This window comes from Micromonospora sp. HM5-17 (genome assembly GCF_003762835.1).
GTDB lineage: Bacteria > Actinomycetota > Actinomycetes > Mycobacteriales > Micromonosporaceae > Plantactinospora.
Genome location: NZ_RJWA01000008.1, coordinates 91,475 through 104,615, shown reverse-complemented (window position 1 = coordinate 104,615; position 13,141 = coordinate 91,475). Strand labels below are relative to the sequence as shown.

At 72.7% G+C, this 13,141-nt stretch carries 8 protein-coding genes and 1 pseudogene; 1 reads left to right on the top strand and 8 read right to left on the bottom strand.

Annotated features, from left to right (window positions below; all coding sequences use genetic code 11):
* Nucleotides 1-89: 89 nt before the first annotated feature.
* The 4 genes and pseudogenes from EF879_RS21515 to EF879_RS21500 all read right to left on the bottom strand — a co-directional run.
* A pseudogene (locus EF879_RS21515) lies at nucleotides 90-815 on the bottom strand (ABC transporter permease); the annotation flags it as partial.
* A gap of 283 nt (nucleotides 816-1,098) precedes the next feature.
* Nucleotides 1,099-2,094 (bottom strand): ABC transporter permease, encoded by a 996-nt coding sequence (locus EF879_RS21510; protein ID WP_123561463.1) that lies wholly within the window; start codon nucleotides 2,092-2,094, stop codon nucleotides 1,099-1,101.
* A 67-nt stretch (nucleotides 2,095-2,161) separates the two neighbouring features.
* Entirely contained in the window at nucleotides 2,162-3,826 is a 1,665-nt protein-coding gene (locus EF879_RS21505) for an ABC transporter substrate-binding protein (RefSeq protein ID WP_123561461.1), read from the bottom strand.
* Between the two features lie 166 nt (nucleotides 3,827-3,992).
* Nucleotides 3,993-5,009: a LacI family DNA-binding transcriptional regulator gene (locus EF879_RS21500; RefSeq protein ID WP_199736555.1), complete on the bottom strand. Its 1,017-nt coding sequence runs from the start codon at nucleotides 5,007-5,009 to the stop codon at nucleotides 3,993-3,995.
* Between the two features lie 117 nt (nucleotides 5,010-5,126).
* On the opposite strand from EF879_RS21500, the gene EF879_RS28660 reads away from it, so the two are divergent.
* Nucleotides 5,127-7,550, top strand: a complete 2,424-nt coding sequence (locus tag EF879_RS28660) for a beta-galactosidase (protein WP_123561459.1) — start codon at nucleotides 5,127-5,129, stop codon at nucleotides 7,548-7,550.
* A 98-nt stretch (nucleotides 7,551-7,648) separates the two neighbouring features.
* Here the strand turns inward: EF879_RS28660 and EF879_RS21490 are convergent, their stop codons facing one another.
* From EF879_RS21490 to EF879_RS21475, 4 genes are all read right to left on the bottom strand, one after another.
* A complete protein-coding gene (locus tag EF879_RS21490) occupies nucleotides 7,649-9,568 on the bottom strand; it encodes a glycerophosphodiester phosphodiesterase family protein (RefSeq protein WP_123561457.1) in 1,920 nt (639 codons plus the stop codon).
* A gap of 113 nt (nucleotides 9,569-9,681) precedes the next feature.
* Nucleotides 9,682-11,409: a cytochrome b gene (locus tag EF879_RS21485; RefSeq protein WP_123561455.1), complete on the bottom strand. Its 1,728-nt coding sequence runs from the start codon at nucleotides 11,407-11,409 to the stop codon at nucleotides 9,682-9,684.
* The gene (locus EF879_RS21480) at nucleotides 11,406-12,272 is read right to left on the bottom strand and encodes a ubiquinol-cytochrome c reductase iron-sulfur subunit (protein ID WP_123561453.1); all 867 of its coding nucleotides are present in this window, start codon (nucleotides 12,270-12,272) and stop codon (nucleotides 11,406-11,408) included. The genes EF879_RS21485 and EF879_RS21480 overlap by 4 nt, the downstream gene beginning before the upstream one ends.
* Entirely contained in the window at nucleotides 12,269-13,120 is an 852-nt protein-coding gene (locus EF879_RS21475; protein ID WP_148086516.1) for a c-type cytochrome, read from the bottom strand. Before EF879_RS21475 ends, EF879_RS21480 begins: the two co-directional genes overlap by 4 nt.
* Nucleotides 13,121-13,141 lie beyond the last annotated feature (21 nt).

Sequence of the window (13,141 nt, the reverse complement as noted above, 5' to 3'; positions counted from 1 at the left end):
GGTCCGGTGGACGGCCGGGAATGGAGCCGATCCGGACCTGCGGCTGGCGCGGATTTGCTGAGCGCGTCGACCCCGAAGTTGACCAGTGTGAACGAGGTGATCAGGAGCGACAGCGCGAGACCCGGGGCGATCAGCCAGGCCCACTGCCCGGTCAGCATGGCGCCGCCGAGGCTGGCCTCGTTGAGCATGCCTCCCCAGCTCACCGTCTGCGGGTCACCGAGACCGAGGAAGGCCAGTCCCGCCTCGCCGCCGATCGCGCCGAGCGTCGCTCCCATGAAGCCGGCGACGATCAGGGAGGTCATGTTGGGGACGATCTCCCGGGCGATGATCCGGGCCGTGCGGTCGCCGGCGAAGCGGGCCGCGGTGACGTAGTCGCGGGTCCGCAGGGTGATGATCTGCGACCGTTTGACGCGGGCGCCGTACGCCCAGCCGGTGACGCTGATGACCAGAACGATCAGCCACTGGCCCCGTACCGGCGAGTACGCCGCCAGGGTCACCATCAGCGGCAGCGTCGGCACCACCAGCCCGAGGTTGATGACGAACGACAGAACCTCGTCCACCAGACCCTGCCGGTAGCCGGCGGTCAGTCCGACGACCAGGCCGATCAGGGTGGAGAGCGCCCCGGCGGCGATCCCGACCACCAGCGAGGTGCGGGCACCGAAGATCAGCTGGGAGAGGACGTCCTCACCCTGGGCGGTGGTACCCAACCAGTGCGCGGCGGACGGGCCAGCCGAGGTCGGGAAGGAGTCGTCCCGCGGGTCGGCCGGGGCGAGCACCGGGGCGAGGAGGGCGACCAGCGCGAAGCCGGCCAGCATCACCAGGCCGATCCGGCACTTGCGGTTGCGCCAGAGGATGAGGAACCAGCCGGGCAGCCACGACCGGCGCCCGAGGTCGACGGCGGTGGCCTGCACCCGCTCGGGATCGGCACCGGGGACCGGCACCGCCGGTACGGACGTGCTCATGCCGGCACCCCGCCGCGCCGGGCGGTCCGGACCGGGTCCGGACCGGCGCCGGTCCGACGTTGGCCGCGGAGCGGACCGGGGGCGGGGCCGCCCCGGGACGCCGCCCTGACCCCGATGGTTCGCCGGCTGTGCCCGCTCATGTCGTCTCCGCCCTTCGGACCCAGGGATCCAGCACCCCGTAGAGGACATCGGCCAGGAAGTTCGCCACCAGCACGCCGATGGTGACGAACAGGAAGATCGCCTGCATCAATGGGTAGTCCCGGTTGGACACCGCCTCGAGCAGCAGCCGTCCCATCCCCGGATAGTTGAAGACCGTCTCCACCAGCACGGTGCCCCCGACCAGGCCGCCGAGCGCGATGGCGAAGCCGGTGACGTTGGGCAGGATGGCGATCCGGGCACCGTACGCGAGCGCGATCCGGCGCCGGGGCAGTCCCCGGGCGACGGCGAGCCGGGTGTGCTCCTCCCCCAGGTGTTGCACCATGTTGTTCCGCATCCCGATGATCCAGCCGATCGGCCCGGTGATCAGCAGGGCGAGCCCGGGCAGGACGCTGTGCTGGAACGCGTCCGAGATGAACAGCCAGTTCCAGCCCGGACTACTGCCGCCGCCGTACCCGCCGCGTTCCGGGAACCAGCGCAGCGTGATCGCGAAGACGTAGACGAGCAGGAGCGCCACCCAGAAGAACGGCAGGGTGCCGATGAAGGTGGAACCGAGGGTGATCACCGAGTCGGTCCGGCTGTTCCGGCGGTACGCGGCCCAGGCGCCGAGCAGCGTCCCCACCACGAACGAGAGGATCTGGGTGACCCCGACCAGGACGACCGTCCAGGGCAGCGCCTGCCCGATCATGTGGGTGACCGGGTACGGGAAGTAGCTGTACGAGATCCCGAAGTCGCCCCGCAGCACCGCGCCGAGGTAGTGCACGTACTGGTCGAGGAGGTTGCCCTCGGGCGTGCCGAGCATCAGGCGTACCGCCTCGACCTGGGCCGGATCGACGCTCTCGCTCCGGCCGACGAGCCGGGACACCATCGCCTCCGCCGGGTCGCCCGGCTGAAGCCGGGGAATCAGGAAGTTCAGCGTCACCGCCGCCCAGAGGGTGGCGACGAAGAAGGCGAAGCGTCTGGCGAAGTAGGCCATCGGGGCCCTCCCTTCCACGTCCGACGACCCGGCCGGCGCCGGTCGGCACCGGCCGGGCTCGGCGGACTCAGCTTCCCGCCGGCCGCAGGTTGGTGATGATCAGCAGGTTGTCGCTGGGGGCGGCGTACGGGTTCTTCTCGTTGGGCCAGCCCACCGCCTTCTTGGTGCGGTACTGGAACCACTTCGCGCCGTACCAGAGCGGAATCATCGGCACCTGGTCCATCATGATCCTGGCGAGTTCGGCGACCGCCGCCTTCTGGGCGGCCTCGTCGGTGGCCACCCGCAGCTGCGCGATGAGCTGGTCGGTACGCGGATCGGTCCACCGGACGAAGTTGCTGGCCGCCTTCTGTCCGATCGGCGCGGACTGGTCGCTGGCCAGCGGCTCCTGGAAGTTGCGGAACATGTTGCAACTGCCGCCGTGCACGCCGAAGAGCGCGTCGTAGCTGCCGATCGCCCGGTCGGCCTCGTACGCCTCGGGGGTGGGCGTCTGGAGGTCGACCCGAAACCCCAGCGCGGTCAGGTTCTCCACCACGATCTTGGCGGCCTGGACCCAGTCCGTCCAGCTCCCCGGCACCTTGAACGTGAACTCGATCGGCTTGCCGTCCTTGCCGAGCCGCCGGCCCTGGGCGTCCTTGGGATACCCCGCCGCGGTGAGCGCGGCGTCGGCCTTGGCCGGGTCGTACCCGATGACCCCCTGGTTGGGGATGTCCGACGGGAGCCAACCGGCCTGGCCGGGTACGACCAGCCCGCTCTGGCTGGCCGGCGTGACGTACCCGAGCTGGGCCTTGTCGGCGATCTCCGGCCGGTTGACCGCGGTGGTCAGGGCGCGCCGGAACGCCACGTCGTCGAAGGGCGCCCGGGTGAGGTTCAGGTAGAGGCTGATCGTCCCGCCCGGCGGGTACCAGTAGTGGTTGAACTCGGGATCCCGGTCGACGTACGCCTTCTTGATGTCCGGAACGAACATCGCGTTGTGGTCGTACTCGCCGCGGCTGAGCTTGAGCTGGTCGATCTGGCCGCCACCGTCCGCCTTGTGGAAGCGGATCTCCTCGACCTTCACCTTGTCCGCCTGCCAGTAGCCGGGATTGCGGGCGATGGTGAGCTGCTGCGGGTTGAACGACTTGACGGTGAACGGCCCGGTGCCGACCGGATTCTCGGCGTTGGTGAAGGTGACCGGGTCGGCCACGGTCGACCAGATGTGCTTCGGCACGATCCGCACATCCGTGACGAGGGTGAAGGCGGACGCCCCCGGTTCGGCAAAGGTCATGGTGACGGTACGCGGGTCGGTGGCGACGACGCTGCGGAGATAGCGCCAGACGCCCTTGGTGTCGAGCGCCCTGTGCTCCTTGATCAGGTTGAAGCTGAACGCCACGTCCTCGGCGGTGAACGGCTGGCCGTCGTTCCACGTCACCCCGTCCCGCAGGGTGAACCTCAGCGTCCGCGGGTCCGTCCAGGCGTACTCGCTGGCCAACCAGGGCTTGGGGATGCAGTTGTAGTTGTCGAAGACCACCAGCGGCTCGAAGACGTAGCCGACGGCCCCCAGGTTGGTGCCCTCGAGGTACGGGTTGTAGTTGGCCTGCGGGTTGCTGCCGCCGCCGAAGTCACCGAAGTCGAGATAGTCGATCATGCCGGCGACGGTCGGACCCGACGGCTGCTCGGTGCCGGTGCACCCGAACACGGCCAGCGCCCCGGCCAGGGCGACGGCCGTGAGCCGCCACGATCTCGGTCTTTTCATGGCGTACCTCCTGTGGTGCGGCTCGGCCGGGCACGCGGACCCGAAGGTCCACCCGTGGGCATGGGCCACGACGCGGCCGGGGACGCCCCGGCCACGCGTCCCGGTGGGCCGGCGTGGTGGTCGGTGTGGGTATGTGTGGATGGGTGGATGGTCTGGGGGAACCGCGCTAGGGGTTCGGGCCGACGGGGCAACCACAGCTGCCCCGGATCACCACCGTGGTCGGGAGCACCGTGTGCTCCGGCGACGCGGCGGCCGGGTCGGCCACCGTTGTCAGGAGCCGCCGGGCCGCCTCGGCGGCCAGTTCCCGGATCGGTTGCCGCACCGTGGTCAGCGGTGGCGACACGAGCGCCGACATCGGTACGTCGTCGAAGCCGGTGATCACGACGTCCCGGGGGACTCGGAGGCCCCGACCGAGCACCCCGACCAGCGCGCCGAGCGCCGTCTCGTCGTTGGCGCAGACGATCGCCGGTGGCACGGTCCCGCGCTCCAGCAGTCGCTCCGCGGCGTACACCCCGTCCGGCTGCTGCAGGCCCACCCGGATCGGCGGCGCCGGCGGGGGCAGCCCCAGCTCGTCGTGGGCGGCCCGGAAGCCGGCCCACCGCTCGCTGACATCCGGCGAACCGTCCGGATTCCCGACGAAGGCCAGGTTCCGCAGTCCGTGCTCGACCAGCAGATGCCGGGTCAGCTCCGCCATCGCGGCGGTGTTCTCGGCCCGGACGGCGGGAACCTGATCCGGGCCGCTCCCGGCCAGCATCACCACCGGGACCATGTCGGCGAGGCGGCGTACGGCGTCGTCGGAGATGGTCCCGCCGAGCACCGTGATCCCGTCGACCCGGCGCGCCATCTCGATGACCTGGTCGTCCGAGTCCTCCCGCAGGTGCGTGCAGAGGATGTGCACGCTGGCGCGGGACTGCACCGCCTCCGACTCGAATCCCTGGATCAGCTCGCTGAAGTACGGCCCGGACAGGCCCGGGAAGACCAGGCCGACAGCGTTGTGCCGGCCGGCGGCCAGCGCCTTGCCCAGGTGGTCCGGCCGGTACCCGTGGGCCTCGATCGCCTCGAGCACCCGGCGACGGGTCTCCTCCGACACCTGTCCGACGCCGTTCCAGACCCGGGACACCGTCGCCACAGAGACGCCGGCGAGCCGGGCGATCTCCCGGGCGGTCATTCGGCTGTTGCCCACGGCTGCCTCGTCTCGTAACGTGCGGTTGACGGTAACCGGTTACAGGAACCATAAGCAGGGGTCTCCCCCAACACAAGGGGTGACCGCAATTCCCACCGCCGAGAGGACCTACGGCCGATGTCGCGCATCACCCTCCAGGACCGCCGCATCCTCGTCGACGGCCGTCCCCGGCTGCTGCTGGCCGGCGAGATCCACTACTTCCGGCTCGCCCCCGCCGACTGGCCCGACCGGCTCGACCGGCTGCGCGAGTGCGGCGCCGACACGGTCGCCACGTACGTTCCGTGGCTCTGGCACGAACTGCCGGACCGGTCGGTGGACCTGCACGGACGGACGGACCCGCGACGTGACCTGGCCGGCTTCCTCGACCTGGCCCACCAACGGGGACTGCACGCCATCGTCCGCCCGGGACCGTTCGTGATGGCCGAGATCAAGAACGAGGGCATCCCGTACCGGGTGTACGAGGACGCGCCACACCTGCTCCCGGTCACCTGGGACGGCGCCCGGGTCCCGAGCCGGACGGTCGACTACCTCGCGCCCGAGTTCCTGGCCGCCGCCGAGGGCTGGTACGCCCAGGTGATGCCGCTGATCGCGGAGCGTTGCGCGGATCGGGGCGGGCCGGTGGTAGCCGTCCAGCTCGACAACGAGATCGGCATGCTCTCCTGGGTCACCAACTCCCCCGACCTGACCGACCACCTCTGCGCCGACCTGGCCCGGTGGGCAAGCGAGCGGTACGGCGTCACGGGCGCGGCCGAGCGGGTCGGCGCGGACCCGGCCGACCCGGCGGCCTGGGCGGCGGCACTGCGGCGGCCCGCCGAGCGACACTCGCTGGCCACGCACGACCTCCTCGGCCGCTACATGCGGGACCGCTTCCGACGCTACGTCGGGTTCCTCCGCGCCGCCGCCGAGCGGTACGGCGTCACCGCGGTACCGTTCCTGGTCAACGTGCACGGCACCGGGGGCGGCCGCGGGCGCACCTTCCCCATCGGGATCAGCCAGCTCGCCGAGGCGTACCGGGGGCAGCCGCAGCTCACCTCCGGATCCGACCTCTACCTCGGCGACCTGACCGTCGGCAACGTCGCCGACCTCTACGTCGCCAACGCGTTCCTGGCCGCCGTCCACTCGGCGGACCAGCCGCTGACCTCGCTCGAGTTCGAAGCCGGCAACGGGGACTACGGCGAGGACCTGGCGGTGCGGTACCCACCCGAGGCGATCGAACTCAAGACCCGGCTCTGCGTGGCCCAGGGCAACCGCCTGCTCAACCTGTACCTCTTCGCCGGAGGGTACAACCCACCGCTGGCCGAGCCGGTCGGCGACGGCAACGACCGGCTCGGGTTCACCGGGGAACGGCACGGCTTCGCCGCACCGATCGGACCGGAGGGCCAGCGGAATCCGACGTACGATGCCGCGCGTCGGGCGCTGGCGGTGGTACGCGGCGCGGCGGACCTCCTCGCCGACTCGGACGAGGAACACGACGGGCTCGCCCTCGGCTTCGTCCCCGACCACTACCTGACGGAGTACCGGCACCCGGAGTCGGCGGCCCGGGCGGCCCAGGTCGCCGACCTGGAGCGGTTCCGGGGCATGGGGCCCCGGGACATCCTCGCCCGGGCGTTGCTGCTCGGCGGGTTCTCGTTCCCGGCCGTCGACCTCCAGTCCGCCGACCTGACCGTGAACCCACCACCGGCCCTCGCCCTGGCCAGCGCCAGCACCCTCGGGCGGGAGGTGCAGGAGCGGCTCGTCGACTACCTGCGGGCCGGGGGACGGCTGCTGCTGCACGGCGTCCTGCCCGAACGCGACCACGACGGCACACCGTGCCGTCTGCTCGCCGACGCTCTCGGCCTGCGGGTGGTCGACCGGATCGAGGCGACCGCCCACCACTTCCCGTCGGTCCGCGGCACGGGCTGGGCGGCCGGGCGCGCCGAGGTACGGGTCGGCTACGCCGACCTGCTCGATCCGGCCGGCGCGGATGCGCCCGAGCCGGTGCTGGTCGACGTACGCTCCGGTTCGCCGTGCGGCGTCGAGCTGCGAATCGGGGCGGGTACGGCGCTCGTGATCGCCGCCGACTACCCGTGCGACCTGGACTTCTGGCGGCGCGCGGTGGGCCGGCTGGGCGTCGAGCCGCGGCTGCGGCACGACGCCGACGAGCCGGGTCTGGTGAACACCTCCACCGTCGACCGGTCCGGGCAACGCCTGCTCCACCTGATCAACGTCGCGCCGTCGCCGGTCACCGCCGCGCTGACGTACCGGGGTGAGCCGTTCCTCGGGGGCCGCCGGCTGCGCGTCCCGGCGCGCGGCGGCCTGATGCTGCCGGTCGGGCTGCGGTTCGACGGCGCCCTCCTGACCGGGACCAGCTGCGAACTGGTCGAGCGGACCGGGTCGGCGATGGTGCTGCGCCCCACGCAGCGCGAGGACGTCGTCGTGCTCGACACCGACCGGCCGGTCCGGGCGGATCGCGGCGAGCTGGTCGTCGACGGGTCCCGGGTCACGGTCACCCTGCGGGCCGATGCTGATCCGGGCCGGCCGGTCCGGATCAGCATCGGATGACCCGACCCGCCGCCGGGCGTCGGGCTGGTCCGGACGGTTCCGGGGCGCGGCCCGGGTCCGGCCCGCCGGTGGTCCCCGCCGGCGGGCCGGACGGGTGACTACCGGGCGGCGAGGGTACGGGCGTCGGCGGCGATGATCCGGGCGACCCCGGCCGGAATCAGCCTCCCGGCCTCCCGGTCGGCGTACCGGGCCAACTCCGCGTACCTCCCGCTGCCCAGCCTGTCGCTCATCCAGGCGACGGCCTTCGGTTTGGCCCCCGAGGTCAGGACGAGGTAGCCGAGCCCGGCCCGGGTCACCGCCACGGTGACGGTGCTGGTCACCGAGGTGGTGCCGGTCGGTCCGGTGGCCGTGGCGACCAGGGTGTGCGAGCCGGGGGTGAGCGTGGCCAGGTCGAGCCGCTCGCCGACCGTGACCGGCGTGCCGTCCAGCGTGACGGAGACGGTCTCCGCGCCCGTGGCGGCGACGGCGACCACGGGCGCCTGGGCCCGGTCCAGTTGGGCGTTCGGCGCGGGCGACGTGATCGCGACCGTCGGCGCGGCCGGCTGCTGACGCTGCAGCAGCGCGGCGTTCCAGCCGGCCAGCTCCGCCGGGCGGTTGGTGATGACCGCGTCGACACCGGCCTCCTCGAGCTGCTGCCACTGGCTGGCCGAGTCCATCGTCCAGGCCATCACGGCCACACCGGCCCGGTGCAGGTCCGCGATCACCGAGGGGCGGGTGAGCAGCGCCGTCCCGTTCGGGTTGTACGCGGTGAGGTGCAGCTCCGTCGCGACCGCCACCGGGTCGGCGTCGAGGGTGCTGCGCAGCAGCCCGAGCGGCAGCTCCGGGGCCAGGTCGTGAGCGTGGCGCAGGGCGTCGACCTCGAAGCTCTGCAGGAAGACGCGCCCGGTCATCCGCTCGTCCCGGATCACCTGCACGATCCGGGCCACCTCGTCCCTCGTGTGTCGGCCCTTGATCTCCAGCAACAGGTTGCCGCCGCGGGTACGCAGGTCGGCGAGCTGCTCGGCGAGGGTGGGAATCCGCGCACCGGCGTAGTGGGGTGCGAACCACGATCCGGCGTCGAGCGCCTTGAGCTGGGCGGCGGTCAGGTCGCGGATGTTTCCGGTTCCGTCCGTGGTCCGGTCAACCGTCGCGTCGTGCAGGACGAACGGAACCCCGTCCCGGCTCGGCTGTACGTCGTTCTCGATCCAGTCCGCGCCCGCCCGGCGCGCGACCTCCTGCGCGACGAGGGTGTTCTCCGGCGCGGCCGACGAGGCCCCGCGGTGCGCGATGACGGTGAGAGGACTCCCCTTCGGACGCAGGTAGCCGTTCGGCGCCAGCTCCGTGACCTTGACGTCGTCGAACGACACCGTCGCACCGTTGACGAACAGCGCCTGCCCACCGTCGGTGGAGCGCTGCAGACTGGCGGTGCGCAGCCGCTCGACACCGTCGAAGAACCAGCGGGCCTGGCTGCCGTGCACCTCGATGGCGACCCGGATGTCCCGGCCGGTCCCGGCCGCGTACGGTGCGGCGCCGGTGGCGGTGACGTTCCACGTGTTGGCGGTCGTCCGCTGCGCGAACTCCAGGCCGTTGTTGGCGGTGGTCCCGCTGCGCATGGTGGCGATCCACCAGGGCGTCGCGCCGTCGGCGGGGACGTCCAGACCGAGCGCCGCCCAGCGCGTCGCTGACTGGACCGACTCGAAGCGGACGGTGGCCTCGAAGCGGAAGTCGTTCATGTGGCGCCCGAAGGTCAGTTTGTTGTTGGCGGTAGAGCTGGTCGAGGTGCCACGGAGCCGTCCGTTCTCGACCTTCCAGGTTCCGTCGACGATCCGCCACCCGGCGGGCAGCACCCCCGACGAGAAATCTTCCGAGACGACGACGTCGTCGGGTTCGGCCACCGCCGGGGTCGAGGCAGCGGCGACGACGACGGCGGCAGCGGCCGGGACGGCGAGCGCGGTCAGCGCGGCGACGATCCGGGTACGCGCACCGATCGGCCCGCGGGCGGCGCGGGCCAGGCGTGATCGTGACGGTGAGACAGTCATGCCGGGAGGCTAGAGCATCGTCGGCGTCACGACGATCAATGGTGTGTGACCGTTGGTGGAACGCCTCCTGTCCTACCGGCGGGTACCGCGACGACCGCCAGCGGGCGGTGGGCTCAGCGCCGGCGGTCCCGGCGGGCGCGCCAGAACGCGACCGCCGCCAGGGCGAGGTATCCGCCGACCCGGCCGGCCGCGCGCCCGGCCCGGGCCGCCACCGCGGCCGGGGCGCCTGGCCGACCGCCGGGCGGTGCCACCTCCCACACCGAAAGGTCCCCGTACGCCGTCCTGGCCGCCCGCTCCGCCTCGGCTCGGGACGGGTAGGCCCGGTTCGCGGTGAGCGAGACCGAAGCACCGCGGTACCGCCATCGCCAGAGCCCGGTCCGGTCCCGCCACAGCTCGACCCGGTCCGCGTCGACGGGCTCCGCCGTCCCCTCCGGCGTTCCGATACCGGTCGGCGCCCCGCCGACGGGCGACCCGACGCACACCAATCGGCCCGCCGACCGGACGTCCGCCCGGGTCAGGTCGCCGACTCCCCGACCACCGTTGGCCCGCAGCGCGCGGGCGACGAGGTAGGCGGTGACGCCGGCCGGGACCGGCAGGGCGAGCGCGAGGACCCGGAGGATCGCAAGCACGTCCAGGACCGGGACCCGCAGGATCGTCGCGATGACGTCGTCGGCCGCCGCGGCGAGCAGGACGGCGAAGAGGGCGAGGACGGCGACGCCGAACCCGAGCCGGGCCGGATGGGCGCGGGGTGGGTCGAGCAGCTGGTGGGCGAGGCGGTCACGCCCGTGCCGCCGGTCCAGGAACGGCCAGAGGTAGAGGCCGGCGAAGGTCAGGCCACCGAAGACGACCCCGGGAAGGAACGGCGACGGCACGAGCTGACCGAAGATCCGGAACTCGACGGCGGGAAAGAGCCGCAGCGCCCCGTCGCCCCAGGCCACGTACCAGTCGGGTTGGGCGGGCGAGGTCGCCTGGGCCGGGTCGAACGGCCCGTAGATCCACACCGGGTTGATCTGCGCCAGTCCGCCGAGGGCGAACGTCACCGCCAGGACCCAGGCGAACAGCGCCAGCGTCCGTACCGTGTAGCTGGGCCAGAACAAGGAGCCGACGACGTTGTTCTCGGTACGCCCCGGGCCGGGGAACTGGCTGTGCTTCTGCCGGATCAGGATCCCCAGGTGGATCGCGATCAGCGCGGCCAGCACGGCTGGGACGAGCAGGACGTGGCTGACGAACATCCGGGGCACCATCTCGTCGGTCGGAAACTCGCCCCCGGCGGCGAGGAAGACCAACCACTCGCCCACCAGCGGGATCGACTGGGTCACCGAGTAGAGGATCCGCAGGCCGGTCCCGGAGAGCAGGTCGTCGGGGATGGAGTATCCGGTGAAGCCGTTGAACAGGGCGAGGGCGAGCATGGTGACCCCGATGAGCCAGTTCATCTCCCGGGGCCTGCGAAACGCGCCGGTGAAGAAGATCCGGAGCAGGTGGAGCACGATCGCGCCAACGAAGAGCAGCGCCGCCCAGTGGTGGCTCTGCCGCATCAGCAGCCCGGCCCGGATGTCGAAGCTGAGCCGGACGGTCGAGGCGTACGCGGCGGAGGTGCGGGCGCCGTCCAGCGGCGCGTACGCGCCGGTGTAGACGGTGTCGGCGGTGCTCGGCGCGAAGAAGAGGGTGAGGAAGACCCCGGTCAGCACCAGCACGACGAACGAGTAGAGCGCGATCTCCCCCAGCATGAACGACCAGTGGTCGGGGAAGACCGCGGCGAGCACCCGGCGCACCACCGGCGCGGTCCGCAACCGGTCGTCGACGCTCCGGGCCAGTCGGCGGAGCAGCCACCGGGTGATCACTTCAGGCTCCAGAAGCCCGCCCCGGGCGGGGCGGTGAAGTCGCCGGTGGCGACAAGGTAGCCGTCGGCGTCGACGGTGATCGGCAGTCCCGGCAAGGCCCGGGACGCCGGGCCGGCGATCGGCCGGGCACCGGCGAGCAGGTCGAAGGTGGACTGGTGACAGGGGCAGAGCACCCGGGCGGTCCCCTGCAGGTACAGGGCGACCGGGCAGCCGGCGTGGGTACAGAGCAGCGAGTGAACCACGACGCCGGCGACCTCTCCGCCGGATGGTGGCACGGTGAACCGGGCCGGATCCAACCGGACGGCGAAGGCCGGAACGTCGCCCCGGTCCCGGTGCCCCTCGGGGAAGACGGTCAGCACCGAGCCGTCGGGGACGTCGGCGGGCCGGACCGGCGTACCGTCGGCCCGGACCAGGCGTACGCCGGCGGCCCAGGGCGTGGTACGGAGCGCGTGCACCGGCCGGACGCGGTCGAACGGCAGCAGCGAGCGCAGCGGGAACAGCGCCGCCCCGCCCAGCGCGCCGAGGGCCAGGGCGAGCATCGTCAGCAGTCCCCGCCGGCGTACCGGACTCTCCGGTCCGGTCAGCGCCTCGGCGGCGAGCCGCAGGTCGGTGGGGCGTGAGTCGAACGGCTCGTGCTCCTCGACGTACCCGCCGGTGGGCAGCAGGCGACGGGCCCAGACCGAGAGTCCGAACGCGATCCCGGCAAAGGCGACCGCCAGGGTGAGCCCCTCCAGTTGGGTCTGGCCGCCGGCGGCGTACACGGCCGCGAACCCGGCGGCACCGAGCACGCTGACGCCGAACGCGGCGGCGGCTATCGCCGACGCCGGCCGTTCCCGCCGGTCCGGCGCGTCCCGGCCGGTCATCGCCCGGCCCTGCTGCCGAGCCAGCGGGCGACGCCGACCAGCAGCGCCAGACCAACCACCCAGGCCACCAGTCCCTCCGTCATCGGCCCCAACCGGCCGAGAGATGCCCCGCCCCGGTCCAGCCGATCGCCGCGCAGGTGTTGGACGTAGCTGGCCACGGCGTCGACCTGCGCCGGGCTCAGGATGCTCTCCGGGAAGGCGGGCATCAGCCCCGGGCCGACCCGGATCGCCTCGGCGACCTGCACCGGCGTCGACCGGTCCAGGGACGGGGCGACCAGCCCGTTGGTCAGCGTGGCGCCGACCCCGGCGGCGGAGTGGCAGGCGGCGCAGTGGGCGAGAAAGAGTTCCCGGCCTTCGCGCAGGTCGCCGGGGCCAACGGTCGGGATCTGCGGTCCGCCACCCCCGAAGCTGCCCACGTGCCCGACGATCGCCTGGATGTCCGCCGCGGAGAAGGCGGGACGGCGGTGCGGCGGCTGCGCGGCCTCCTGGTCCAGCGGCATCCGACCGGTGCTGAGCTGGAAGTCCACCGACGCCGGGCCGACCCCGACCAGGGACGGTCCCCGCTGGGTCCCCTCACCCCTCGGGCCGTGGCAGCTCGCACAGCTGCGCAGGAAGAGGTCGGCGCCCCGGGACCGGGCCGGGTCGGTCGCCGACGGCGGGGCCGACGACCCGGGGCCGGCCCCCGGCGTGGCCGGTGACACCAGACCGCCCGGGACGGCCGCCGACGTGTCCGGTGGCACCGGTGTCGGCGCGGCGGACGCGGACAGCGGCACCGGGCCGGCGGCGAGTCCGAGCACGGCAAGGATCACCCCGATTCGCCGGGCGGGCCCGGCCTCCGTCCCGGTCATCACCACTCCCTCCACTCTCGT

What these genes read in the sequence shown, in the direction of transcription:
- EF879_RS21510 (WP_123561463.1), bottom strand. Translation starts at nt 2,094, where the DNA reads ATGGCCTACTTCGCCAGACGCTTCGCCTTCTTCGTCGCCACCCTCTGG.
- EF879_RS21505 (WP_123561461.1), bottom strand. Translation starts at nt 3,826, where the DNA reads ATGAAAAGACCGAGATCGTGGCGGCTCACGGCCGTCGCCCTGGCCGGG.
- EF879_RS28660 (WP_123561459.1), top strand. Translation starts at nt 5,127, where the DNA reads ATGTCGCGCATCACCCTCCAGGACCGCCGCATCCTCGTCGACGGCCGT.
- EF879_RS21490 (WP_123561457.1), bottom strand. Translation starts at nt 9,568, where the DNA reads ATGACTGTCTCACCGTCACGATCACGCCTGGCCCGCGCCGCCCGCGGG.
- EF879_RS21480 (WP_123561453.1), bottom strand. Translation starts at nt 12,272, where the DNA reads ATGACCGGCCGGGACGCGCCGGACCGGCGGGAACGGCCGGCGTCGGCG.
- EF879_RS21475 (WP_148086516.1), bottom strand. Translation starts at nt 13,120, where the DNA reads ATGACCGGGACGGAGGCCGGGCCCGCCCGGCGAATCGGGGTGATCCTT.